Annotated in this window: 18 protein-coding genes; 8 read left to right on the top strand and 10 right to left on the bottom strand. The window is 60.1% G+C overall.

Annotated elements, in window-relative coordinates:
- Positions 1–60: 60 nt before the first annotated feature.
- From ISP19_RS21180 to ISP19_RS21145, 8 genes are all read right to left on the bottom strand, one after another.
- A complete protein-coding gene (locus ISP19_RS21180; RefSeq protein ID WP_204684374.1) occupies positions 61–1,773 on the bottom strand; it encodes a ShlB/FhaC/HecB family hemolysin secretion/activation protein in 1,713 nt (570 codons plus the stop codon).
- A gap of 435 nt (positions 1,774–2,208) precedes the next feature.
- The gene (locus tag ISP19_RS21175; protein WP_204684373.1) at positions 2,209–2,646 is read right to left on the bottom strand and encodes a hypothetical protein; all 438 of its coding nucleotides are present in this window, start codon (positions 2,644–2,646) and stop codon (positions 2,209–2,211) included.
- A complete protein-coding gene (locus tag ISP19_RS21170; protein WP_204684372.1) occupies positions 2,627–4,852 on the bottom strand; it encodes a glycoside hydrolase family 20 protein in 2,226 nt (741 codons plus the stop codon). The genes ISP19_RS21175 and ISP19_RS21170 overlap by 20 nt, the downstream gene beginning before the upstream one ends.
- A gap of 101 nt (positions 4,853–4,953) precedes the next feature.
- Positions 4,954–7,938 carry a TonB-dependent receptor plug domain-containing protein gene (locus tag ISP19_RS21165; protein WP_204684371.1) on the bottom strand — a complete coding sequence of 995 codons (2,985 nt, stop codon included), beginning with the start codon at positions 7,936–7,938 and terminating at the stop codon, positions 4,954–4,956.
- A 145-nt stretch (positions 7,939–8,083) separates the two neighbouring features.
- Positions 8,084–9,754, bottom strand: a complete 1,671-nt coding sequence (locus ISP19_RS21160; RefSeq protein WP_379945891.1) for an alpha-L-fucosidase — start codon at positions 9,752–9,754, stop codon at positions 8,084–8,086.
- Between the two features lie 9 nt (positions 9,755–9,763).
- Entirely contained in the window at positions 9,764–10,789 is a 1,026-nt protein-coding gene (locus ISP19_RS21155; RefSeq protein WP_204684370.1) for a glucokinase, read from the bottom strand.
- A 440-nt stretch (positions 10,790–11,229) separates the two neighbouring features.
- Complete coding sequence (locus tag ISP19_RS21150) at positions 11,230–13,851, bottom strand: glycoside hydrolase family 3 C-terminal domain-containing protein (RefSeq protein ID WP_204684369.1); 2,622 nt, start codon at positions 13,849–13,851, stop codon at positions 11,230–11,232.
- Between the two features lie 31 nt (positions 13,852–13,882).
- Entirely contained in the window at positions 13,883–14,929 is a 1,047-nt protein-coding gene (locus tag ISP19_RS21145; RefSeq protein WP_204684368.1) for a glycosyl hydrolase family 18 protein, read from the bottom strand.
- Positions 14,930–15,245: 316 nt separating this feature from the next.
- Here ISP19_RS21145 and ISP19_RS21140 point away from each other — a divergent pair, with 316 nt between their 5' ends.
- From ISP19_RS21140 to ISP19_RS21115, 6 genes are read left to right on the top strand one after another with little or no spacing between them, the layout of a single operon-like run.
- Positions 15,246–16,274 (top strand): aldo/keto reductase, encoded by a 1,029-nt coding sequence (locus tag ISP19_RS21140; protein ID WP_204684367.1) that lies wholly within the window; start codon positions 15,246–15,248, stop codon positions 16,272–16,274.
- Positions 16,271–17,149, top strand: a complete 879-nt coding sequence (locus tag ISP19_RS21135) for an amidohydrolase family protein (RefSeq protein ID WP_204684366.1) — start codon at positions 16,271–16,273, stop codon at positions 17,147–17,149. The genes ISP19_RS21140 and ISP19_RS21135 overlap by 4 nt, the downstream gene beginning before the upstream one ends.
- A gap of 46 nt (positions 17,150–17,195) precedes the next feature.
- Positions 17,196–17,942 carry an SDR family oxidoreductase gene (locus ISP19_RS21130; protein ID WP_204684365.1) on the top strand — a complete coding sequence of 249 codons (747 nt, stop codon included), beginning with the start codon at positions 17,196–17,198 and terminating at the stop codon, positions 17,940–17,942.
- 21 nt (positions 17,943–17,963) lie between these two features.
- Positions 17,964–18,824 carry a fumarylacetoacetate hydrolase family protein gene (locus ISP19_RS21125; protein ID WP_204684364.1) on the top strand — a complete coding sequence of 287 codons (861 nt, stop codon included), beginning with the start codon at positions 17,964–17,966 and terminating at the stop codon, positions 18,822–18,824.
- The gene (locus ISP19_RS21120; RefSeq protein ID WP_204684363.1) at positions 18,821–20,140 is read left to right on the top strand and encodes an enolase C-terminal domain-like protein; all 1,320 of its coding nucleotides are present in this window, start codon (positions 18,821–18,823) and stop codon (positions 20,138–20,140) included. The genes ISP19_RS21125 and ISP19_RS21120 overlap by 4 nt, the downstream gene beginning before the upstream one ends.
- Positions 20,137–21,339, top strand: coding sequence for an alpha-hydroxy acid oxidase (locus tag ISP19_RS21115; RefSeq protein WP_204684362.1), 1,203 nt, complete (start codon positions 20,137–20,139; stop codon positions 21,337–21,339). Before ISP19_RS21120 ends, ISP19_RS21115 begins: the two co-directional genes overlap by 4 nt.
- 722 nt (positions 21,340–22,061) lie before the next feature.
- Here the strand turns inward: ISP19_RS21115 and ISP19_RS21110 are convergent.
- Both ISP19_RS21110 and fucP read right to left on the bottom strand, forming a co-directional pair.
- A complete protein-coding gene (locus ISP19_RS21110) occupies positions 22,062–22,403 on the bottom strand; it encodes an L-rhamnose mutarotase (RefSeq protein WP_204684361.1) in 342 nt (113 codons plus the stop codon).
- Positions 22,403–23,683 carry an L-fucose:H+ symporter permease gene (gene fucP, locus ISP19_RS21105; RefSeq protein ID WP_284385079.1) on the bottom strand — a complete coding sequence of 427 codons (1,281 nt, stop codon included), beginning with the start codon at positions 23,681–23,683 and terminating at the stop codon, positions 22,403–22,405. Before fucP ends, ISP19_RS21110 begins: the two co-directional genes overlap by 1 nt.
- Before the next feature lie 218 nt (positions 23,684–23,901).
- Here fucP and ISP19_RS21100 point away from each other — a divergent pair, with 218 nt between their 5' ends.
- Positions 23,902–24,678, top strand: a complete 777-nt coding sequence (locus ISP19_RS21100) for an IclR family transcriptional regulator (RefSeq protein WP_204684419.1) — start codon at positions 23,902–23,904, stop codon at positions 24,676–24,678.
- A gap of 39 nt (positions 24,679–24,717) precedes the next feature.
- Positions 24,718–26,079, top strand: coding sequence for an alpha-L-fucosidase (locus ISP19_RS21095; RefSeq protein ID WP_204684360.1), 1,362 nt, complete (start codon positions 24,718–24,720; stop codon positions 26,077–26,079).
- Positions 26,080–26,270: the final 191 nt, after the last annotated feature.

Below are 26,270 nucleotides of genomic sequence, written 5' to 3'. Positions count from 1 at the left end.
GGACGGGAACGACGAAAAGTCATGGGTCTGTCCTTGACGGATAACGGGTCGTGATGGAGATCAAAAGGCGTACACCAGCTGGAAGCCGCTGGCCGGCCGCGTGGTGGGTAACAGGCGTCCCCCATGCACGGCCTTGCCGATAAAGGCATCCCAACTGAGTTGGCGATAACTGCCGCGCAAACCGAAGAAGCCGCCACTCAAGGCAGTGTTGCCGGGGATGTATTCGGTGCCGGGGCCGCTCACGCGGCCGGTGTCGAGGCCGGCGTAAAACACCAGCGGCCACTTTCCCAGCGGCATGGACAAGGTGTTGCGCCAATACCAGCCCTTGGCGGCGGCCAGCGTCTGCTCACCGTCGAATCCGCGCACGGTGTAGCGGCCGCCGATGCTGATGTATTCGGAACCGTAAAGATGGTTATCGGTGTATTGGCCGTGGAATTCGCTGGTCCACTGCGCCGGCTGCCCACCCAGGATGAACGGCTGGGTGAGCGACGCATCCATGGTGGTGAGGTGGTAGCGGAAGGAAGGATCGCCGGGCTGATGATCGACTGGATCATGCTGTCCGCCGAACCACGGCACGCCGAAGCGTTCGGCCAGACGCAGATCCAGCTGCGCGTTGCCGAGATAGCGGCGGTGCAGGATGGCTGCTTCCACCATGGTCATGTCGCGGCGCTGTGAATCCAGCTCCACGTCTTCGATATAACTGTGTGCCCAGCGCTTGCCGACGTGCAGTTCGGCGGTGGTCTTGCTGTAATGATTGCGATGCAGCAGGCGCTGCGCCGACAGATCCAGCGACTTGGAGATGCCGCTGCTCATGAAGGCCTGCGCGGAACCTTCAACGGTCTGGTGATAGCGAAAACCGTAGACGCTGGCAGAGAACAGCCAGTTGCCGCGAGGAATGGCGTAATTGCCGTTGAAACCCTGCGTGCCCCGCCCCGAACCGTTGAGCACGTCATGCGTGACGCCCAGCGACAGCAGGTCATTGGCATGCAGTGGATTGTCGATGCCGATATTGAGACCTGCCTGATAGAGACCGGTTGCCGCCGCGCCGGAATCATCGAGTGTGGCGACCACATGCCAGGGCTTGCTGCGCTGGATGCTGATGACGAGATCGGATTGGCCCGCTCCTTCCGCTGGCGCGATATCGATCTTTACGTCCTGCGATGGCAGTCGCTGCATTTGATCCAGCCCCTGCTCGACGTCGCGCAGATTGAGCAGATCGCCTGGACGCATCGGCAACGCCCAACGCCAATCGTTGGACGAAGCGCCATCGGCCATGCGAATGGCGTGAATCACGCCGGGCATCAGGGTGATGGTGAGCACGCCCTTGGAAAGATCCTGCTGCCCCAAGCCAATGCGCGTGGTGACATAGCCGCGATCGATGATCATGTCGCCCGCGCGACGCACGATCAGGCTGATGCCCTCGTGGCCAACGCAACGACCGGCGTACTGGCTGAGATAACGCTGCACGAACCAGAAATGGGTGGCACGCTCGCCCACCAGATGAATACGACTAAGTTCGACACAGCCGGCTTCTTCGGGCAAGGCGAGGTTGTGGAAGTTGCTGGATACTTCCTGTTGCAGGCGAACATCCGGCCCCTTATCGCGCAGCTGACGTTCCTGTGCCTGGCGTTGCGTACGCTCGCGTTGCTGTAGCTCGTCGAGCGTTTGCGGCCGGTCCTGCGCGAATGCCGCCGGTGCAAGCGCGGCCAATCCTGCAAGAGGCAGCCAACGCCATCGGGACGGGCGACAACGGTGTACATAACGATCATCCATGATGCAAACCAACTCCATTTCACCCTGCTTACAGCGACCACTAACAGCCCTGTGCGTGACGTATCTCGAACGCAGTGCTGACGGCATCAACGACCGGTGCAGTGCCGCAGACCACGCATGCCAAGATGATGGGCGCCCATTACCTCAGACGCGTTTCATCAGTGGCGTTAATTAGACGGGATCCTATGCAGATTAAATGTAGGAATAGTCTTGCTTCGCTATAGACTTTGTCTGCGATTGCTGTGCGCCCTTTCTTCCTAACCACCAAGATCTCTTCTATTTTTTTTAAGATCGTACGCATTTTGAAACGCACTCACGCAGGGAGTGCATCATCCGCGATGATTTTCATGGCATAACTCGCAGTTACACGGACGCTAACAAGGAGCAAAGAACATGCGGAAATACCTACCTGCGATCGAATACATCAACAAGGAATCAACTGCAATGTGCGCAGAGATTTTCGAAGAGCTGGATGCAACCTTGATTCTCTTGGATGCCGCGCGCCTTCAATTCAATCCACTGCAGCGCCAGTTGGCGGACCGTTTTATCCTGGCGTGCAAAGGTTTTGGCCGCGACATGCTTGCCGCCGAGGGAAATCGCGACGCATTGCGCGAGATCCTTGATCTGCCGACTACCGATAGCGTCCCCGATCCATCCAAGGATTAAGCGTTGGGCGATGAAGCCTGCAACGGGATACGCATGGATTTCGAAAGGGAGAATGGCGCCCGCATAAATGCGGCTTCCGTCAGCGATGTGCTGACGGAAGCCTCGCGATGAGATCGTGCAACCACCTTTCTGATCAACCCGCCCTGCTGTCACTGGGGCTTTGGCGCCCCCCCCAATAGCCGACACCCTACTGAACAAGGATTTCATCAGCAAACAGCCAGATATCCTTGGCGCCATTGGCATAAGTGGCCGGCACGGATGAAACCCGGTCTGCTTCGATCCGGATATAGCGCGCCGCCACTGGCTTGGAGGCACTGAATTCGAACTGCTGCAACCGTAGCGGCGAGGTCATATCCACGCTGGGTGCATCGCTGTACACCTTGATCCAATGCTGGCCATCCGCCGACACGAAAAAGGAAATCTTTCCGGGCAGCAGGATCCTGGATGCCGGATCGGCGAGAAATCCGGCCTTGATGGTGTGCAAATCAATGTTCCTTTGCAGATCGATCGTGGCATCCAGGTCGCTGTCATGCCACGCAGCCCATCGTCCATCGTGGAAATCGTCGCTTCCCAAGACGCCATCCACCAGCACATCGCCGGGTGCGTAAGGCGGCGATGCGGGTTGGGCGAAGGTGATGGGATGCCCGGTGGCTTCGTTGTTGACCAGGGTGAAGCTGCTGGCATTGTCGTAGCGCAAGCCACGCCGGAATGGAACCACTTTCACGACGCCGGCCTGTTTGATATCGACCGTGTCGCCGAATGATGGGGATTGTGCGGTGGGCTCGGCACCATTGGCGGTGTAGTGATTTTGCAGGTCTTCAAAGCCACGCTTGGCGTGCAATTGCCAGCCACCCTGCTGAGTGTTAGCGGTTAGGGCGTACTGAACCACCGCACGGTCTTCGAGGCCATAGGCGACTTGCTGGGTATCGAGCCATGGATATTGCGCCTGCAAGCGATGTTCGAAATCCGCGTAGCCGGCTTCGTCATGCGCGCCGTGGGTCCACAGGTTTTCCGCAAACGCCAGCATGCGCGGATAGATCTTGGATTCTGCATTGAACGGATTGGCCCGCTCGCTCCATAGCGGCGCCTCGGCGCCCAGTATCTGCGCACGATGCGCCGCAAACACCGGATCGTTGGCCGCACCGGTAATCTCGGTTTGGTAAATGTTCCTGGCGGTCAGTTGTTCGATGGGCCAGTCCAGATAGAACGGCCCGGCCACGATGATGCGATTGCCGTTGGCCAGCGCCTTGCGTGCTTCATCGTCGCCACGCCAGATTTCGATGATGGCGTTCTTGTCGGCGCCGCCTTCAAGAATTTCATCCCAGCCGATCAGGGTCTTGTCCTTGCTGGCCAGGTAGCTTTGGATATGACGGATGAAATAGCTTTGCAGGCCTTCTTCATCTTTCAGTCCTTGCTGGTGCAGCAAAGCCTGGCAGGAAGCGCAATCTTTCCAGCGATCCTTTGGCGTCTCGTCTCCGCCAATATGCACATACGGCGATGGGAAGATGGCCGTCACTTCATCCAGTACATGCTGGAGAAAGACGAAGGTATTGGGATCGCCGACGCAATCGATATCCTTGAACACACCCCAGGTCGTGGGCACCGGCAACGACTGTTTGGTGCACGAAAGCTCGGGGTACGCGGCCAGCGCCGCCACGCTGTGGCCGGGCATCTCGATTTCCGGAATGACCCTGATATTGCGCTGCCGCGCATACTCCACCACCTCACGCGCCTCCGCCTGGGTATAGAAGCCGCCATAACGACTGCCATCCGCTTCGGTCCGCCACGCGCCAACGCTGGTGAGTTTGGGGTAGCGGTTGATCTGCAAGCGCCAACCCTGGTCCTCGGTGAGGTGCCAGTGGAAAGTATTGATCTTGTAGTAGCTGAGCAGGTCGATCTGCTTCTTGATAAAGGAAACCGGATAGAAATGGCGACCGACATCGAGCATGAAACCACGATAGGCGAATGCCGGAGCGTCCTCGATCTGTACCGCCGGAATCTGCGCGGGCGCACCATGTTCGAGCGGCAGCAGCTGACGCAAGGTCTGCACGCCCCAGAAAAGCCCCTTGTCGGTCGAGGCCTGGATGATGACGCCGCGTTTCGTTACGGAAAGCCGATAAGCCTCGTCGCCTCCGACCGTTGGATCGATCGCCAGCACGATGCCGTGCGCATGCGGGCTTTCGGACACGTGGATGCCGGTCTGGTCGCGCACAGCATCACGCAAAAAGGCCACGATCTCGCGCGAACGCGCGTCATCTGGCGCATCAATGCCGGTATTGGCATCCAGCCGATAACTGCCCTCGCCCGCTTCCATGTGCTGGGGTTGCGGAATAATCGAGATCTCCGCGGCGGCGTACGTGCTCGCCAGCAGTATCGACACACCCAGGCAGCCCATCACCAGAGACTTCAACATCGACAATACTCCCCGCACAGGCATGCAGCGATGACGCTCGCGGCAAGCCGCGTAAAACAAGCGAGCCCGGCTTTTGGCCGGGCTCGCTCAGCTTGCTTACATCAATCGATCTTCCAATCCACCGTGGCGAAGATTTCGCGTCCTACGTAATCGTCGCCCTGCTGCTCCGGAATGAACTCGAACCCGCCGGCATACTCGGTAATCGGGCCGACCTTGTTGAAGATGTTCGACACATTCAGGCTCACTTTGACCTTGTCGTTGATGTTATACGACGCGGCCGTGCTGAAGATCACCCAACCCGGTACGTTGCCGGTATAGATCACGCAGTTCGGATCACCGAGGCTCGGCTGGATGCCATTGGGCAGCGTTTCGCAACCGCCATAGTTGGCAGCGCGCATACCACCGGTGCGTTCGCCGTGCAGGGTGAAGTCCCACTTGTTGATATACCAATTGACGTTGGCAACGGACTTGGTCGCCGGGTATTGGTAGCGCGTATTGGTCAGCGGATCGGACAGATCCGTACGCTGCTTGAACGACAAGTTGTTGGTGTAGTTCAGATCGAACTTGAAGTTGCCCCAGTTCGACGTGGACAGCTTGTACACCAGCGAGCTGTCGATGCCGCTCACATATTCCTCGGCAATGTTGATCGGGCCGGTGTGAACACTGAGGATGTTGCCGGCCGCATCGCGCACGACGTTGGCAATCGCTTCCTGGCAATACTGCGAACCCAGCGGATGTGCGATATAGGGCGCACCGCTCACTTGCAGGCCGGTCAGACAGCCTGCTTCGTCGGTAAGCGCCTGCTGCAAGCCAATCCATTGGATCGCGTTGTTGACGCCCATGTGCCAGTAGTCGGCAGAGAACGACAGGCCTTCGACACCCGGGATATCCCACACGAAACCGTAGGTCCAGGAGTGACCGGTTTCAGGCAGCAGGTTGTAGCTGCCGCCCTGGTACTGGTTGAAGTAGTTGGAGTGCTGATAGTTCGCGCAGGTGCGGTTGTCCGTCTGGATACACTGCAGCGGGTCGGCATAGTTGCCCACCGTTTGCACTGAATCCTGCAGATAGATCGCCTGCATGTCCGGCGCATGGAAGTTGGTGCCGTACGTGCCACGCACCAGCAGGCCGTCGATCGGACGCCATTCGATACCGGTACCCCAGGTCTTGGCGATATCAGCGCTGCTGTGGTCGTCGTATTTGTCGATACGGCCAGAGATGGTCCAGGTCAGCGTATCGGCCAGCGGCACACGGAACTCGGTCGCCGTCGAGAAGCGCGTACGGGTACCGCCGCCGGTGTAGTAGTTGAAGAACGGATCGGCGAAGGTGACGCTGAATCCGCGCGGATCGGGCGCCAGCGAATAGACTTCGTGGTTGGCTTCGAACACCCACGATGCACCGACCGGGCCGGCCCAGGTGTTGAACAACTCACCGTTGGTCAGGTTCAACGTGGCTTGGTTCATCCAGCTCACCGCGCTGTTCTCGCCGCCTGCGGCAAAGGTCGAGTATTCCGCTGGGGTGATCGGATTCCACCAGCGCTGCGAATTGATCGCATAGACCGGATACGTGGTGCCGCCGATCGTGGTGGTGCCGAGCTGCTGGCCGAAGAAGAAGTTGGACATGGCCTGATAGTTATAGGCCGTGTAGTCCTCGTGCACGATGTACTTGCTGGTGCCGAGATTGAAATCCCAATCCCAGTTATCAAACACCGTGCCGCGTAAGCCGGTATGGATGTCCCAGTTGGTTTCGTAGTCATGGGTGTTACCCATGGTGCCCATCTCGGCTTCCGTCAACTGGCGGCCGTAGTTGGTGATGATCTGACCGCTGGTTTGATCGTAGAAATTGTTGGGCAGGCTGCCAAACGCCGGGCCGAATTCCGGCAACTGGGTATTGGTGGTGCCGGTATTGGTGTACAGGCCGATCGAGGCGTAAGCCTGGACCGCCTCGCTGAAGTCGTATTCGCCAGCCACGTAGAAGTTGTCGGCGCGATACCCCGGCGACAGCACCCAGTTTTCATACAGTGCGTTCTGCTGGCAGTAGGAGCCCCAATTGGTCGCGCCCGGCAGCACCGAGTCGCCGCTGGTGTTGACCGACTTGTAGTTGTATTGGCTGAACTCATTGCCGAACTTGCTACACGAACCGGCAGGCGGGCTGACATAGGCGGAGCCCGCGCCCGGAGAGCCAGGCGTGCCGGGATTGGTTGAGTTGAAGCTGGTCGGGCCGTTCAAAAAGATACCCGGGCTGCGCGGAAAACCGAACTCGCGGTCGATCGGGTTGTACGCGCCGTAGCCGGCATCGGCATCCGAATCGGTGTAAGAGCGGTCGCTGCCCCATAACGGCGAGCGATTGGTGTGCTCGTAGGTGTACATCAGGTGCCACTTGTCGCCCGAACGGCCACCCGTGTAGAGGAAATCACCGTACTGGCGGCCGCCCATGGTGGCGCCACCGGCGGTGACCTTGATGTCGTCACCCTCGTAGTTTTTCTTCAGGATCACGTTGATCACGCCGGCTACGGCATCCGAACCGTAGATCGAGGACGCGCCGGAACCCAGCACTTCGACGTGATCGACCATGCCGATCGGGATGTTGTTGTAGTTCTGGAACGTGGTCTCGCCGTTGTCACCCGGCATCGGATAGTCGGTGACGCGATGACCGTCGATCAGCAGCAACGTGTGGTCCGGACCGAGGTTGCGCAGATTCACCACGCGCGCGTTGACCGCGCTGTTACCCCAGGTGGAAACGCGGTTGGCAAAGTCCGGTGCGGAAACCTGCGGCATCGAATCGAGGAATTCCCACAAGGTGGTGAAGCCCTCTTTCTTGATCTGTTCACCGGTCACGATTTCGACCGGCGCCGGACCTTCAATGGTGGAACGCGGAATGCGCGAACCGGTCACGACCACCTTGTCCAGGGTCTGCGCCTTTTGCGGCGTGGCGCCCTGCTGGCTGCTGGAAGAAGCACTCTGTGTGGTGGCCTGTGGATTGGTCGAATTCGTAGACGTGGTCGACGTCTGTGCAAAAACATGTGGCGCAAACAACGCCAAAGCCAAAGAACTAGCTAGTACGCCGCGGCGCACGTGGATCTTGCTCATGTTTCTCCCCTCCCGGTGAAAATCGGAGTTTCAAGTTGTTTCCGACCCCCTAATTAAGTCGGAACCAATGTTTAAGTGAATTGCCTGGATCCGATCGCAGAACTGCCCATCGGACGTTTTATTGCTTTTATCGAGCGGCAACGATTTATGATTTAGACGCGCTGCCCTCCTTGGTCGTTTCAGCCTCATCCTTTTGCACATCTATGCGGTATGCATACACGTGCACGCCTGAAGGTTGTGCAGGCAACACAAGATGCAAGCCATCAGCCTGCTGACGGAATGCAACGGATTTGCCGCTCGCCAGCTGCGTGACCGACGACACTTTCATCGAAGGCGTAATCGAATGGATCAGCACCTGCCCAGAAGCCGGCCACGCCATCTCGATCGCATACAAATGTCCGTTGTCGGTCGTGAAACGAAAATCTTTAGCGGTATACGGCTTGGTCTTGGTGTCCTGCATGGTGCCGGACACAACCTGCGTGGGGCCTTCGCCAAAATGCGTCCATGGCCGCGTGCCGTAAATGGCCTCGCCGTTGGCATGCATCCACTGTCCGATCGCCAGCAGGATCTGTCTTGCTTGTTCCGGAATGGTGCCGTCGGCCTTGGGACCGATGTTCAACAACAGGTTGCCGTTCTTGCTCACCACGTCGGCAAGCAGTTGCACGATTTCGTCGGGCGTCTTGTATGTGTCGTTCTCGGCGTAGCCCCACGAATCAGGGCTGATCGAGGTTTCGGTCTGCCACGGTTGCGCACGGATATCTGCCGCCTGCCCGCGCTCGATGCTTAGCGTCCCGGTGCCGGGGCGCATGTCGTCGAGCTTGTAGTTGAGTACCACGCCCTGCCCGCGCGCGGCTGCCTGGTTGTAGTAGAACGCGGCAAACTCGGCCAGCGCGCCGCGGAACCGCGGCTGTCCCACCCACCAATCGAAATACATCAGGTCGGGGTGGTAGTCCTGCACGATTTCCGACGAACGTGCCAGCCAGTCATTGAGGTAGACATCGGAGACGAAGGTCCAGTCCACATCCTGGCCGTCTTCGCCTTTGACGGAGATCGAGGGATGCGCCGGTCCGTACAGCGCCGCGTAACGCGGATCATTGACGTCGGAATTGAAGGTACGACCGTACTCGTAGAACCAGTCGTGCTCGGCGCGATGCGAGGACAAGCCAAGTTTCATGCCCTGCGCGCGAATGGCCTTGGCCAATTCGCCGATTACATCGCGATGCGGCCCCATTTTCACCGCCGTCCAGTCCGACAGCTTCGAGTCGTACATCGCGAAGCCATCGTGGTGTTCGGCCACCGGCACCACGTAGCGTGCACCGGCTTCACGGAACAAACTGGCCCATGCATTCGGATCGAAGTGCTCGGCCTTGAACAGCGGAATCAGATCCTTGTAGCCGACCTGCGGCATCGGACCGTAGGTCTTGATCTGATGCTGGTAATAATCGGCGTATTCACCAGTGCGTTCGTAGGCGTGGCGCGGATACCACTCGCCTTTGTACGCCGCGACCGAATACACACCCCAGTGAATGAAGATGCCGAATTTGGCATCCCGATACCATTCGGGCGTGGTGTAGCCAGTGAGGCTCTGCCAGTCCGGCTGCATCGGCCCTTGCCAGGCGATCTTGCCGGTCTGCGCAAGGATCGCCTGTCGCACGCCGTCGAAGGCACGATTGGCGGCTACCCATTGCTTTTCGATAGTGGCCGCATCGGGCGGTGTGACGCTATGCGCGGTATCGGCAGCCAACGCGGACGTACCATGCATTGCGGCAATAATCACGATCCAAATGCAGGTGCGGCACAACTTCCGTGCAGTCATGGCCGCCCCTTACTGTTGGATATCGCGCTGGGCAGGGCGATCCATCAGCCAGCTGGCGGCGCCAATAACGGCCAGCTGTGCGTGATCCACCACATGCACCGGGACGGTTTGCAGGAACGGGCGCACCACGCCCTTGTCGAGGAAGCGTTCGATAAAGCTGCTTCTCGCCATGAAATCGGTGATGCGCGACAGGAATCCGCCGGCCAGATAAACGCCACCGGTCGCGCCGTACAGCATGGCCAGGTCGCCGATATAGGAACCGAGCCATCCACAGAACAACTGCAAAGTCTCCACAGCTTGCGCGTTTGTGCCTGCGCAGGCGGCCGCCGTGATCGCCGCCGGGTCTTCGAGCAGCGGCGAAGCATTTTCCAGCCGGCAAACGGCCTGATACAGCCGCAGCAAGCCAGGACCGGACAGCACGTAATCGTAAGGAACATGCGTGTCGGCAGGTGCCAGTTCTGCGAGCACCTGTTGTTCACGCCCTACCCGCGCGGCCAGCTGGATATGTCCGGCTTCGGTGGCCAGTACTTTCGGCTGCGCGTCCGGCAAACGCACGGCGACGCCCAGGCCTGTACCCGGGCCGACAATCACCACCGGGCCGCTGCCCGCGTTTTCCTGCTGCGCAGGACGATGCATGGTCTGCACGCTGTCCGCGTCGAGATAGGCGGTGCCGTAGGCGAGCGCTTCAAAATCATTGAGCACGTCAACGTCTTGCAAGGCGAGCGCATGTGCCAGATCCGCAGGCACTACCGGCCACAACAAGTTGTTGTTGACCACGCGCCCGTCTAGCAGGAAACCCGCGCAAGCCAGCGCAAGACGACGCGGACGAATGGCGAAGGCTTCGCAGAAGGTGCGGACAATCGCCTCCAGGCTGGAATAGTCCGCGCACTTGTACACGCGGTAAGCCAACATAACCGGCGCACTCTGGCCCGGGCGGAACGCGACCAGACCGATGCGCGCGTGCGTGCCACCGACATCCGCCGCAAGAAACGCACTCTGTTCGGTGGAAAACGTACTCAGTGTGACAGACGTCATCGGATCTTCGTGCAGCACAGCAGCGTCAAGGGTGTCGGATAGAGGCTGGGCGCTTCCTGCGTCGCCATACATTTGATAGTCGGCTTTCATACGCAACACAAACCCATGCCGGCAACCGGCACAGTCACGCCGCTATCCAACTGGATCGAGCCCTGCATCTCCCCTCCGGTGATTACAACGCTTGCACGAAGTACGTGCCCAACGCGGCGTTCTGTTTTACATACGAACGCCAGTTTTATATTTATGAGTAAAAGCTTATAGGTCGAATTTAGATCGAGGCAAGTCGCAGTGCAGCAGAGTTTTTACGATCCCACAGAATTCGCTAACCATTGATAAGCCCTTGTTTTATAGATGCAACAGGAACGAACTGGCCGGCAGGGCAAGCCTCTGGCAAACGACACTCGGCAAAGAACGCAAGCTTGGCGTAGGTTTGATCGCGATCATCGGGGAAGCACCTCACTCCCGACGATGCTGAAGCTGGTCGACACACCCTCACCATCGCCTGGTTGTGCACCACCGGCAAACAGCTGGTAGTGGCCTGCATCGACTGTGCGATGACCTGCCGCATCGACCTGGCTGAGCAGGCGCGGAGTCAATGCAAATTCGATTTGACGGCGCTCGCCGGGGGCAAGGTGCACGCGGCGAAAACCCACCAGCGCGTGACGTGGTGCAAGCGGCAGACCCGGTGCATCGAGATAGATCTGCACCACTTCATCGCCTGCACGCTTGCCGTCATTGCGAACCGTTACGCTCGCCTGCAGCGGGTCGCCTGCGTGCAATTGCGCGGTCGACAGAGTGAGATCCGAGTAGCTGAAATGCGTATAGCTGAGTCCGTAGCCAAACGGATAAAGCGGCGTACCGTCGAAATAGCGGTACGTTCGTCCTTGCATGGCGTAGCTTACAAACGGCGGCAGATCGCGAGTGGCGCGGTAAAACGTCACCGGCAGACGACCACCCGGGTTGTAATCCCCGGCCAGCACCTGGGCAACAGCATCACCACCCGCCTCGCCTGGATACCAGGCAACCAGGATTGCATCAGCGTGCGCCTTGGCCCAATTCAGTGCCACGGCACTGCCGGACATCAACACCACCACCAAGGGCTTACCGCTCGCCGCAGCACGCTCAAGCAAGGCTTGTTGCGATGCCGGCAAACCGATGTCAGTGCGATCACCGCCGTTGAAGCCCGGTACATCGACCTTCAATTCCTCGCCTTCGACATCCGGCGACAAGCCGACAAAGGCGACCGACACGTCTGCGTTTTGCACGGCTTTTTCCGCTTCGGCGAGCTGGGCCTGGGCCGGTGCGAGCCATTGCAAACGCACGCCTTGATCCTGTCCGGCATGCACCAGGTCGAGTCGAATGGCATGCGGACGCGTGTCGGCAAAATGCAGGTTTGCCTGCATGTGCTGATCGCTGCCGCTGTCATCGATCACCCGCTGATTGTCGATATACAGGCGCACCGGATCGTGACCGGCGCAATCAAAACAACGATCCACATGCACAGCCAGTGTGTAGTCGCCGGGCCCTGGTGGCAGCAGTTCGCCAGTCCAACGTACCGCGTAGTGATGCGCGGGCAGTTGCTCGGAAGGCGCGACGTGATCCCAGTCGAAATCGATGACACGATCGGTGCGCGTCAGGCTCGGCGTGCCGCTGAAATCCAGATGATCGAAGTATTCACCGGTCAGACCCGGCTGCGCATGATCCGTTGCGCGCAAGGCTGTTTCGGGAATCGGCTCGGGGACACCGTCGGCAATGGGCGATCCCTGCACATAGAAGATGTGTTGTGCACCGAAATGCTGACGCAAGCCTTCAAGCGGGGTGACCGGGTTGCGCGCCGTGCCATGGTAATTGGCCTCCAGCGTTTCCAGCGTATCTGCGTTCGGTCCGATCACCGCCAGGCGTATGCCTTGCTTAAGCGGCAGGATATCGTGCGTATTTTTCAACAAAACCACGGACTCAAGCGCAGCCTGCAAGGCAAGCCGGCGGTGCGCGGCACTGTCCACCTGATCCATGCCGATACCGGCGTACGGGTCATTCGCCGCAACGCCCCACTCACCCAGCCGGTAGCGGGCCGCAAACAACCGGGTCAGCGCCGTATCCAATACCGATGCCTTGACGTAACCCTTCCGCACTGCGTCGGGCAAATCCGCATATGCATCGCCGCAGTCCAGATCGGTACCCGCCTGGATGGCCGCGGCGGATGACTGGGCGTTGTCGGGCTTGAAATAGTGGAAGTTCGTCATGTCGTCGATCGCGTCGCAATCGGAAACGACATAACCCTTGAAGCCCCAATCGTGCCGCAGCGTCGTCGTCAGCAATGCATCATTCGCGCACACCGGCGTGCCATGCAGCGCGTTGTAGGCGCACATGATGGAATCAGCGCCACCTTCGGTGATGGCGGCGCGAAATGCTGGCAGGTACGTCGCTTCCAGATCGTGCGCAGACACGTCCACGTCGAAACCGTGACGACCGGCTTCCGGCCCGCTGTGCACCACAAAATGCTTGGGTGTGGCGATGGCGCGTGGATGCGCCGGATCATCGCCCTGGATACCGCGAATAAAACCGATCGCCAGCTGGCCGGTGAGATAAGGATCTTCGCCGTAAGTCTCCTGCCCCCTGCCCCAGCGCGGATCACGGAAAATATTGATGTTGGGCGACCAGATGCTCAGTCCCTGATAACGCGCATGATCATGCCCCACGCCGGCGGCGTTGAACTTGGCGCGCGCTTCGGTGGATACCGTGGTGCCGACCTGATGCAACAAGGCATCGTCCCAACTCGCCGCCAGCCCGATCGCCTGCGGAAACACCGTGGCATAGCCATCGCGCGCGATGCCATGCAGGCCTTCGCTCCACCAGTCATAGGCGGCGATGCCGAGCCGCGGTATGGCTGGCGCACTGCTTTGCAGCTGCGACACCTTTTCCGGCAGGGTCATCTTTGCCACCAGCGCCGCCGCTTGCGCGTCAGCATCCGGTGTGGCCGCCCTTGCATGCGCAGCGACCGACAGCGCCACCACGATCCCAGGCAGCCAACGATTCGTTTTCGAGCTAGCGCGAAACCTCATCACCTCTTGCGGCCACCCTTTGTTGACGCAACTAGCGCTGCACAACCGGCAACTCGTCCCAGACCTTGGGATCTTCGGCACCCAGCACCCAGGAACAAAATCCCTCCAGGCCGTATTGCTTCACCAACGCATAGCGATCGCGAAAGCCGTGCGCATCCGGCATGAACACCCATTCGCGCATATCGTCGCGGTAGAAGTAATACCAGGACTCATGCTCCACCGGATCCCATTGCACGGTCGCCTGTTGCTCCTGTGCCAGCAGGATTGATTCATCGGCATCGATGTAATCGGCCTTGATGTTGGAAGCTTCAGTGCCGTCATCGCGCACCGGGTCGCCGGTGTACCAGTGATAGCCATACAGGGCGATGCCCAGCGACAACTTTTCCCTGGGCACGACCGTCAACGCATATTTCAGATGGTTCAATACCCACGGCATGCCATCCACGGGACCCGGCGTGGTCCAGCGCGTGTGCTGGTCGTAGGTCATCAGGCAGATCAGGTCCGCGTACTGGCTCAGCGCAGCCAGGTCGTAAGCGCCGCGCCAGTACCGCCACATCCATTTGGAGAAACGCCCTTCCCCGGCGTGCCCCGGCGCGTTCGGCACCACCGCGATCGACAACTTGAAGCCATGCTGATGCAACGCCTCGGCGGTCTGCTTGACCAGCAGGCTGTACGCATCGCGATCGGTCCAGGAAATATTCTCGAAGTCGAACTGGAAACCGGCATAACCGTATTGCTCGGCCTGCTGCAGCATCGACGCGATCATGTGTTGCTTGGCGGTTTCATCGTGCAGCAGCGCGTGAAAACCGTTGCGTCCGGCCGTCATGGAGATGATCGGCTCGACCGGCAAGCGATGCTGTTTGGCGATGCTCAGCACGTACTGATTGGGTCCGCCGTTGACCAGCCCCTGATTGTCGACGCCGTACCAGGTCGGGACCAGCAGGCCGATCTTGTCGACATGCGCCGCAAACGAGCTGACCGACTTTGACGAGCCCATCAGATAGAACAGCGCATCGGGCTGTTTCGCCGAAACGGCGCCGCATGCGAACACAGCCGCCAACAGGGCAAGCCATTTCATCAAAACCCCCTTCGCGATGTAAGGACGGACCGCCGGAACCCGCACGTGCGCCTCCCCGATGCCTGCGACGAGCGGCCCACCCCGAGGGTCATCGCTGTTCATCAGCAAAACTAAAGTTTATCCATGGCATTTTTAGATCGTTCCAAATCGGAATGCAAGCGCTTTAACAGCGCCAAGCCGGCATGGGTCCAAACACCTGTAAATTGATTGTTTATATATACACAGCAGCCGGGATGCGCGATCATCGGCTGAAGATCCGTCGCGGCAGGCGCCATCCGCACCTCCCCGCTGGGCACCGATGTGATCGCGGAGATGCATGACACAAGCGACGATCCCCACGGAATCAGGCAACGCCAAGGCTTGGCCGCATCGATGGCTACGCTCGCGGCTGGCGTTTGGCGGTGCGCCCATCGGCAATCTCTATGCGCCGATGGACGACGAATCCGCTGCCCTGACTCTTGCACGCGCATGGCAACGCGACATCCGGCACTACGACACCGCGCCCTACTACGGCTATGGCCTGAGTGAACGCCGGCTCGGCGCCGTGTTGAAAGATCTGCCTCGCGACAGTTTCAGCGTATCGACCAAGGTCGGCCGGATCATCGAAACGGATGCGCAGCAAACCAGCCGTGCCGATGGTTTTGCGGTCGATGGCTGCCGTGCCCGTTTCGATTACAGCCGCGACGGCATCCTGCGCTCGGTCGAGGCGAGTCTTGCGCGCCTGAGAATCCAGCATGTCGACGCCTTGCTGCTGCACGACATCGGCGCGCTGACACATGGCGCCAAGCATGCGGCGGTGCTGCGACAAGCGCTGGAGGAAGCGTTGCCGACCATGGAGGAACTGCGCAGCCAGGGCGTATGCCACGCGATCGGACTGGGCGTGAATGAAGAAGCGGTATGCCTGGAAGTGATGCCGCGGTTTTCGCTGGATGTGATCATGCTGGCCGGGCGTTACACCTTGTTCGAACAACAACACAGCATGGCGGTGATGGCACAGGCGCAGGCCCGTGGCATCGCCATGCTGATTGCCGGCCCCTACAACTCCGGCCTGCTCGGTCATAGCGATGGCCCGGGCCATTTCTACAACTACGCGCCTGCCGACGCGGCAGTCCTCGACAAGGCGCAACGCTTCTATGACGTGCTTGGACGCACGCATACCGATGTCGGCGCGGCCGCATTGCAATTCCCGCTGGCGCATCCCGCGGTGGCCAGCGTGGTGTGTGGGTTGCGCTCCATCGCTGAAGTCGATACGGCGAGCGAGCGCATGCAGGCAAACATCCCCGCCGATGCATGGCGCGCCCTGCGCGACGCCGGCTTGTTGCAGGCGGGAGTGCCCACGCCATGATCATCGTCGATGCGCATCAGCATTATTGGCAGCCATCACGCGGTGACTATGGCTGGCTGGCCGATGCGCCCGCATCTTTGCGCCGCTCGTTTTTACCAGTGGACTTGCTTGCCGAACGCAAAGCGGCCGGCGTGACCTTCAGCGTACTGGTGCAAGCGGCGCCGACCGAACAGGAAACACGCTATCTGTTCGAACTGGCGCGCCACGATCCCGCCGTCATCGGTGTGGTGGGCTGGGTGGACATGGAGGCCGATGATGTCGGCGCACGCATTGATGCGCTGATTCACGCAGGCGACGGCCTGCTATGCGGACTGCGCCCGATGGTGCAGGACATGGCCGATCCGGATTGGTTGGCGAAACCTTCGCTCGACCGGGCCTTCGATTGCATTCAGGAGCGCTGCCTGAGTTTCGACGCCTTGGTGGGCATGCCGCATTTGTCCGCGCTATGCCGCCGTTTGCGCAGACATCCGCAATTGAAGGTCGTGCTTGATCACGCCGGCAAGCCGGCCATCGGCGACGGGCGTTTCGACCAATGGACGGCGTGGATTGACGAGCTCTCACAGCACCCACCACTGCATTGCAAATTGTCGGGCTTGCTGACGCTGCTTGGCGAACCCATGCACGAAGACGCGATCGAGCCCTATGTGGCCGATCTTTTCGCCCATTTCGGTGCGGCGCGCCTGATCTGGGGTAGTGATTGGCCGGTGCTCACCACGCACGCGAGTTTCAGCCACTGGCTGACCGTGGCACTGAACCTTACCGAACGCTATGCGCCCGGCTCGCAGGCGGACGTGTTTGCCGCTAACGCAGCGCGTTTCTATGCACGGGATATCGCTGCGGCAAAAACCCGTCTGAACATGCCGGCAGCGTCATGAGCATGCCGCGTTTCCGTTTTTACATCACTGACCGAGGAGCTATCACATGAGCGGACGTCTGTCCGGCAAAAAGGCGCTGATCACCGCGGCGGGCGCCGGCATCGGCCGCGCCACTGCCCTCGCCTTCGCCGGCGCCGGCGCGCAGGTGCTCGCCACCGATATCGACGCTGATGCGCTGGCCAGCCTGGCGACTGAGCATGCGTCGATCGTCACGCGGACGCTGGATGTCACGCGCGCGGAAAACATCCGCACCGTGGTGCACGCCGCAGGCCCATTCGATGTGTTGTTCAACTGTGCCGGTTATGTGCACGCAGGAACCATTCTCGATACCGACGATGCAAGCTGGCATCGCTCGTTCGCGATCAATGTCGACAGCATGTTCCACCTGTGCAAGGCCGTGCTGCCGGACATGCTGGAACACGGCAAGGGCAGCATCATCAACATGGCCTCGGTCGCCTCCAGCGTGAAAGGCGTGCCCAACCGTTTCGCCTACGGCGCGACCAAGGCAGCCGTGATCGGCCTGACCCGCTCGATCGCCGCTGACTTTGTATCGCGTGGCGTGCGCTGCAATGCCATCTGCCCCGGCACGGTGAAAACGCCGTCGCTCGGCGAACGGGTGCGCGCACTGGGCGGCGACGAAGCGGCCAACTGGCAAGCCTTTACCGCACGCCAGCCGATGGGCCGGCTAGGCATGCCTGAGGAAATCGCCGCGCTGGCGCTTTACCTCGCCTCCGACGAATCCGCCTTTACCACCGGCACCATCCATATCGTAGACGGCGGCTGGTCTAATTGATAAAGCAGCAGGAGCAAGCACATGAAACTGACCCGCTATGGCGCCGTGGGCAAGGAAAAGCCCGGCATGATCGACGACACAGGCAAGCTGCGCGACCTTTCTTCCGTTATCAGCGATATCGACGCGCAGGCGCTTGGCCGCGAAAGCCTGGCACGGCTGGCCAGGATCGATCCGCAGCAGTTGCCGCAAGTGCCTGGCGAGCCGCGGTACGGCACGCCGGTCGCGCATGTCGGCAAGATGATTTGCGTCGGCATGAACTACGCCGAACATGCGGCGGAAACCAACACACCGGTACCGCAAATGCCGGTGCTTTTCATGAAGGCCACCAGCGCCATCATGGGGCCGAACGATGACGTGGTCATTCCGCGCGGCTCCGTCAAGACCGACTGGGAAGTGGAACTGGGCGTGGTGATTGGCGAAACGGCACGCAGCGTCAGTGTTGAAGACGCGCTCGCGCACGTCGCCGGCTACCTGGTGGTGAACGATCTGTCCGAGCGCGATTTTCAGTTCGAGCATGGCGGGCAGTGGGTCAAGGGCAAGAGCTGCGACACCTTTGGACCACTGGGTCCCTGGCTGGTCACGCGCGATGAAGTGCCTGATCCGCAGAATCTCGCCCTGTGGCTGGAGATCAACGGCCATCGCTACCAGAACGGCCACACTCGTACGATGATCTTCAGCGTGGCTGAGCTGGTCAGCCACATCAGCCGCTATATGACTTTGTTGCCCGGCGATGTGATCAGCACGGGCACGCCGTCGGGCGTTGGGCTGGGGCAAAAGCCGCCGGTCTATCTGCGAGCCGGCGACGTGATCGAGCTGGGCATTGATGGGCTGGGACAGCAGCGGCAACAGGTTCGCGCCCACGCAGCTAGGAATATGGCATGAGTAGAATCACGGCGCTGGACACTTACGATGTCCGCTTCCCAACCTCGCGCGAGCTGGACGGTTCGGACGCGATGAATCCCGACCCGGATTACTCCGCGGCCTATGTGGTGATGCGCACCGACCAGCCCGACATGGCGGGTTACGCACTGGCCTTCACCATCGGCCGCGGCAACGATGTGCAAAAGGCCGCCATCGACGCCCTGCATCATCACGTGGTTGGCCTGGATGTGGACGATGTCATCGACGACCTTGGCGGCTTTGCCCGGCGGCTGATCGGCGACTCCCAATTGCGCTGGCTGGGCCCTGAAAAGGGCGTGATGCACATGGCCATCGGTGCGGTGATCAACGCCGCCTGGGATCTGGCGGCACGCATGGCCGGAAAGCCGGTGTGGCGTTTTATTGCGGAGATGACGCCGGAGCAGCTGGTCGCCACCATCGACTTCCGTTACCTCACCGATGCACTGACTCCCGGCGAGGCGCTGACGATGCTGCATGCTGCCGTGCCCGGCAAGCTGCGGCGCATCTCGCAATTGCTGGCAGAAGGCTATCCGGCCTACACGACCTCGCCAGGCTGGCTGGGTTACAGCGACGAAAAGATGCAGCGCCTCGCGCGTGAAGCGGTGTCCGCCGGTTTCCGCACCATCAAGCTCAAGGTCGGCATGAACATCGAGGACGATGTGCGCCGCTGCCGGCTCGCGCGTAAAACGGTCGGGCCCGATATCGCCATTGCGGTCGACGCCAACCAGCGTTGGGATGTGCCCGATGCGATCAGCTGGCTGCGTCACCTGGCAGGCGTCCAGCTGGCCTGGGTCGAAGAACCCACCAGCCCGGACGATATTCTCGGCCATGCAGCCATTCGCCGCGCGGTGACGCCGGTGCCGATATCAACCGGTGAACATACCCACAATCGTGTCATGTTCAAGCAGTTGTTCCAGGCCAACGCGGTGGATCTGGTGCAGATCGACGCAGCCCGTGTAGGCGGCGTGAATGAAAACCTGGCCATCCTGTTGCTGGCCGCCAAATATGGCGTGCGCGTTTTCCCGCATGCCGGCGGCGTCGGTCTGTGCGAGCTGGTACAACACCTGGCGATGGCGGATTTCGTGGCGATCAGCGGCAAGAAGGACGATCGTGCGATTGAATTCGTCGACCACCTGCATCAGCATTTCGTCGACCCGGTCATCGTCTCCAACGGCTGCTATATCGCGCCGGACGCGCCCGGTTTTTCCGCACAGATGCACACGCATAGCGTGGAGCGCTATCGTTATCCGGAGGGTCCGGCGTGGCATGAACCGGCCGACATGGCGAGAGCATCGTGACAAGCCCCATCACCAACGTTGCCGACCTGCGCGCCCTGGCCAGGCGGCGGGTGCCGCGTGCATTCTTCGAATACGCCGACTGCGGCTCATACGACGAAGCCACCCTGCGGGCGAACCGCGCGGCACTGGAACATATCGCACTGCGGCAGCGGGTGATGTGCAACGTCGACAACCGTTCGCTCACGACCGAGATCATCGGCCAACCGGCATCGATGCCACTGGCCATCGCGCCGACCGGCCTCACCGGACTGCAACATGGCGGGGGTGAAATTCTTGGCGCACGCGCCGCAGCCAAGGCTGGTATTCCGTTCTGTCTGAGCACCATGTCGATCTGTTCGATCGAACAAGTGCATGCGGCGGTGGACACGCCGTTCTGGTTTCAAGTGTATGTCATGCGCGACCGCGGCTTTACGCGAGACCTTATCCGACGCGCCAAGGCAGCCGATTGCAGCGCCTTGATGCTGACCGCCGACCTGACCGTGCAAGGCCAGCGTCACCGTGAAATCAAGAATGGCCTGTCGGTACCGCCGCGGATCACCCTGCGCAACATCCTCGACATGGCCAGCAAACCGCGCTGGGCGTGGAGCATGCTGCGCGCACCGAGCCGTTCATTCGGCAATTTGCAGGGGCGCATCGATAACACCGACAGCCTTACCACGCTCGCGCAATGGATCGCCAAGCAGTTTGATCCGACCCTGGAATGGAAAGATCTCGAATGGATCCGCGAACTGTGGCCGGGCAAGCTGATCATCAAAGGCATTCTTGATCCGCGCGATGCGCGAATCGCCGCCGATCTTGGGGTGGATGCGATTGTGGTATCCAATCATGGCGGTCGTCAGTTGGATGGTGCGCCGGCCAGCATTGAAGTATTGCCGTCGATCGTGCAGGCCGTTGGTGATCGCATGGAAGTGCTGTTCGATGGCGGCATTCTCAGTGGGCAGGATTTGCTCAAGGCGCTCGCCTGTGGTGCGCGGGCGGGGTTGATTGGCAAGGCGTTTCTTTATGGGCTTGGGGCGCTGGGTGAGGCTGGTGTTACGCAGGTTATCGAGCTGATACGGCGGGAGTTGAGTGTGAGTATGGCGCTGACTGGGCAGAGTGATGTGCGGCGGCTTGCTTCGGATGTGATTTGGCGTAAGGCGCCGGATGGGGTGCTCAATATTGTTAGTACGCGGTTTGATGGGGGGGCTTGTGGGCGCTGATGAATGTGGGGGGGTAATGGGTGGTCGTGGCGCTTCGGGGGTGTTTTGGCACTGCTGTGCATTTCGTTAGTTGGACCATTGCCTGCGGCGCTTTCGGCCTAAAGGCCGAGTCACTTTTCTTTGCTGGCCCAAAGAAAAGTAACCCAAAGAAATGGCCTGAAAGGCTCGTGGCGTAGGAGGGATAAAAGCTTGAGCGTTGGCGGCAATGGGATAGTTAATGGCCCATGGTTATGCGTCCCCGCTATACCGCGAGGCGTCGGGGCACTGAGGGCTTAAAGCCTGTGCACCGATAAGTCGAGCTTTGCCCGTGTTGTTTTTTTCCTCACCGCTTCGACGCCTCGCGGTATAGCGGCACTGTGTAAGCGTGGCCTGTTAACCAACAGGGCATGGCGTAATCGTTCAGGCTTGTAACCTGCACCGTGCCACGAGTTCTTGAGGCCATTTCTTTGGGTTACTTTTCTTTGGGCCAGCAAAGAAAAGTGACTCGGGCCCTTTAGGGACCGAAAGCGCCGCAGGCAATGGTCCAATGAGCGAAATGCACAATATTGCAAAAATACGCCAAATTACGCTGCGATCAACCGAACAGGCGCACTACGGATTCTTTGGGTTACTTTTCTTTGGGCCAGCAAAGATAAAGTGACTCGGGCCCTTTTGGGGACCGAAAGCGCCGCAGGCAATGGTCCAATCAACGAAATGCCCAGCCACGCCAAGACACAAAACACTCAACATTCAACCAACGAAAAAATCCGCCGCATCGGCACCCACTTCTGCCCAACCTCCGCCCACGGCAGCCGCTGCTGATACCGATCCATCAACGCCTCCCACTCCCGCGTCTTAGCATCCACCACATCCCGCTTACGCGGCGACGCATCACTCCACTCAGCTACCTGCACCACCATCACCAACCGATTACCAGTGCAAAAAATCTCCATATCCTCAACACCTGAGGCACGAATGGAAGCAACGATTTCCGGCCAAACGTGCCCCGGCTGATGCCAGCGCTCGTACTCAGCAATCGCTTCAGCATCATCACGAAGGTCCAGCGCATAGTAGTAGCGAGACATCAACCAGCAGCTCCCACGGAATAACGACCACGCCGCCATGCAAAGAGCAACACCACGGTAAAGCACCCCACCGGCACACTCATCGCCGTGGCAATGCTGGAATGGTCAGACACGGCGCCCATCAATGCAGTGAGCACCGCACCGCCAATAATGGTCATCACCAGCAAAGCCGAACCGAGTTTGCGTTCGTCGTCGTTGCGCCCTTCCACCCCCAGCGCAAACACCGTCGGATACATCACCGACATAAAGAAACTGCAGGCCACCAGCGCATACGCACCGCTTGCTCTGGGATGAAGCACGGCAAAGAGCGTCAGCAGCATATTGATGGCGGCAAAAGCCAGCAGCAGGCGCACTGGCCTGAGGTATTTCATCAAGGCGGCACCGGCGAAACGCCCCGCCATAAAGCACACCAGTTCCGCCGTCAGGAAATTAGCCGCCTCTCGCGCCGAGGTACCCGGCATGTTCGCCTGCACGTAACGAATGGTGTAGCTCCACACACCGACCTGGGCGCCGACATAGAAGAATTGCGCGAATAGCGCGCCGACAAACCGGGGGTCGCGCAATAGTTTGCGCAGCACGCCTTTGCCCGCGGCCATGGCAGAGGACGCAGCTGCGTTGGGAAAACGCGTCAACGCAATCAGCCATGCCCAGGCGAGCACCACCAGGCCGATCACCAGATAGGGCCATTGCACGGCATGTGTTTCACTTTCGAAATAGGCGACGCGCTCCGCTACGCTCATCGCTGCAATCTGCGCGGGAGAGTGCTCAATACCGGTGAAGATGAAGTGCTGGCCGATCAAAATGCCGGCAATCGAGCCCAGCGGATTGAAGGCCTGCGCCAGATTGAGCCGGCGTGTCGCCGTTTCCTGCGATCCGAGCAAGGTCACGAACGGGTTGGCCGAGGTTTCCAGAAAAGCCAGCCCGCTGGCGATGACGAACAGGGCGAAGAGAAACAGCCCATAGGTGGCCTGTGATGCGGCGGGCCAGAACAGCAGTGCACCCACGCCATAGAGCAGCAAGCCGAATATAACCGCACTCTTGTAGCCGAAGCGGCGCATATACATGCCTGCCGGCATTGCGACCAGGAAATAGCCCAGATAGAACGCGCTCTGCACCAGGCCTGCGCCAAAATCACTGAGCACGAAGGCTTTCTTGAACTGGGCAATCAGCACGTCATTGAGATTGTTGGCGCCCCCCCAGAGGAAGAACAAGCTGACGATCAAGGCCAACGGTAGCCACGATACGCGCTGCTCAGGCACCGCGACCTCGGCCGTGCTTATGGACGGCTCGTCGGTTATGGATTGCACATTCACCCTCTTCTCCCGATGGCGCACCGGCGCGGATCTGGACGTGACGGCATCGCCGGTTTGTGCAAATATGAAACCGTTATTCACGTATACCACAAGACGCGCCGCAGCATGCCGGGCGGTCAACCCGCATAAGGTGTCGCAATGTGTGGCTGGCGCAGATGTCAGGTCACAAACAGGGACAGGAAACCATGCCCAATCCCATACCCAAATACCGCGCGCCTGCGCTCGATAAGGGACTGGATATCCTCGAGTTGCTGGCCGGTGCGAAAAGGCCGCTGAGCATTGCGGAAATTTCCGAGGGGGTCGGTCGTTCCCGTGGCGAAATATTCCGCATGCTGCAGGTACTGGAAGAGCGCGATTACATCACTCGTGGCGAGGGCGATACCGGCTATTCGGTGACGCCACGGCTGTTCCGCCTGGGCATGGAACAGCCACCGGTAAAAAGCATGGTCGAGGCAGCCTTGCCGGTGATGCATCACCTTGCCGACACCAGTGGCCAGGCTTGTCATCTGGTGGTGCCGTCGGGCGAACAGATTGTGGTGATTGCCCGCGTGGATCCGCCCGGCGAAGTCGCACTGGTCGTGCGTGTCGGCCATCGCCGTCCGATGTCGCAATCCACCTCGGGTCACGTCTTGCTGGCGTTCCAGGATGATCAGGTTCGCGAGCGCTGGCTGGACATCATCGCCCACCATGAGCCTGCCCTGGAACGCAAGAAGCTGATCAAGCTGCTGAGCCAGCTGCGTACGCGTGGCTATGCCAGCGAACCCAGTCACGTCGTCGATGCCGTCACCGATCTTTCGGCGCCGGTGATGCAGCACGGCAGCGCGGTGTGCGCACTCACTATTCCGTACATCGAACAGCAGACCGCTCGGCAGACCATGGACGACGTCATCGCCGCCCTGCTCCGTGCGACGGCGGAAATTTCCGATGTGCTGCAATTCGGCACCGCCGCGCGTCAGCCCTGACGATCCACTTATCCCATCGCTATTGAAGGTTCTTCAGCCATGCTGCTATCCCGACGCGTTCTCTGCGCCGCCGCCCTGCTGGCCACCTTCGTAAGCGGCAGTTCTTCAGCGCAGAACTTTGTCGATATCAAACCGTCACCGCAGCAGGTGTATTGGCAGGATCTGCAGTTCGGCGTGATCGTACATTTCGGCACCAATACCTTCCTGGATCGCGAATGGGGCGATGGCACGGCTGATCCCAAGGTCTTCAACCCCGATCAGGTGGACCCGGATCAGTGGGTGCGTGCCGCCAGGTCTGCCGGCGCGCAATACGTGGTGCTGGTCGCCAAGCATCATGATGGCTTCGCGCTGTGGCCCACCGGACAAAGCGATTATTCGGTCAAGCAAAGTCCGTGGATGGGTGGCAAAGGCGATCTGGTGCGCATGACTGAAGAGGCGGTACGCAAGCAAGGCCTGGAGTTTGGTATCTACCTGTCACCGTGGGATCGCCACGAGCCGCGTTACAAGGACCCCGCCGCGTACGACAACTACTATCTCGCGCAGATGGACGAGCTGGTGCAGGGTTACGGACCGCTGGTGGAATGGTGGCTCGATGGCGCAGGCAGCGCCGGCCATGTTTATGACTTCAAGAAATACGTCGAAGAGCTGCGCACCTATCAACCCGACACGATGGTGTTCGCCGACATGGCGCTGTTCGACTACGGCGACATTCGCTGGGTCGGCCAGGAGGACGGACACATCCGCGGCGAAAACTGGAATGTAATCGATCGCCACGGGCAGTTGCGCTGGCGACCGGTAGAAGTGGATACGCCCTTGCACAAGCTGCAATGGTTCTGGCATCCGGACAGCGATCAAACCTTGAAGAGCGTCGATGAACTGGTCGACATCTGGGAAAACAGCGTGGGCCGTGGCGGTCAGCTGATGCTGGGCATCGCGCCGAATCGTCATGGGCTGCTGCCTGCTGCTGACGTGGTCCGCCTGAAGGAATTTGGCGAGGCGTTACAAGCCCGCTACGGCGTGGGCAAGGATCTGGCGCGCAACCATGTCGCCACCGATGCGAACACGACGGCGGCGCTTGATGGCGACCGCGATACATTCTGGTCGGCCCCGGAAGGCTCGCATCACGCGGTGTTAGAGGTCGACTTCGCCAAGCCGATCACCTTCGATCACAGCCTCAGCATGGAGTGGCTGAATGAGGGTCAGTGCGTGGAGAAGTATGCGGTCGAGGCTTGGATCCACGATGCCTGGACGCCGCTGGCCCAGGCCGAGGCCATCGGCCACATGAAGATTGACCGGTTTGCGCCAGCCACCACCGACAAGGTCCGCCTGAACATTCTGTCCAGCACCTGCACGGCGCGCATCCGGGAATTCCAGTTGTTCAACGTTGGCGCAAATCGATAGTGCTTCCGGTAGCGACGGCATGAAGCTGACACGACCCTGACGCTGTGCACTGCACAGCGTTGCAACATTAAGAATTATTTGTGAAAAACGGCCTGCTTCAGGTTTTTGGAAGCGCCATTGCGGCAGAATACGCGCCCAACGGGACCCTGGCGTCGCATCGTCGAACGTTCGGAAGCGGTGCGGGTCGCGCC

Origin of the sequence: Dyella flava (genome assembly GCF_016904955.1) — a bacterium.
Classification (GTDB): Bacteria; Pseudomonadota; Gammaproteobacteria; order Xanthomonadales; family Rhodanobacteraceae; genus Dyella_B; species Dyella_B flava.
Note: the sequence above shows the minus strand (reverse complement) of the source record. Positions and strands in the feature narration are given on the sequence as shown.